This window comes from Pseudomonas sp. F007, from assembly GCF_057814275.1.
Window position 1 is genome coordinate 1 of record NZ_JBVATA010000039.1, and the last position, 301, is coordinate 301.

The 301-nt window shown below is 57.5% G+C and carries 1 pseudogene; it reads right to left on the minus strand.

The features are described from left to right. Positions 1–175 (minus strand): annotated as a pseudogene (locus ACZYR5_RS29630) (GGDEF domain-containing protein); the annotation flags it as partial. Positions 176–301: the final 126 nt, after the last annotated feature.

The following is a 301-nucleotide window of genomic DNA, read 5'->3' on the forward strand; positions in this document are numbered from 1 at the left end:
CCGAGTACACCGTATCGGAGGTCAGGGGCAATTCGGTGTTGACGATATTGTCGCGGATCGAGGCGCGCGAGGCGTAGTAGCTGAGCAGTGAAGTGGCGAGGAAGCCGGCGCCCAGCAAGGCAATCAGGGTCAGGACCAACGAGCGTTGCGAAAACAGCGCAGAGCGAAGCGGCATGGCGAATCCGTTGGCAGATGTAATCAGAGGCATTATAGTGGCACCGCGAGAAAATAACGCGGGCATTTACGACCAAATCCACATCGGACCGGGCTTGCTCAGGGCAAACGACGGATGACATGTATC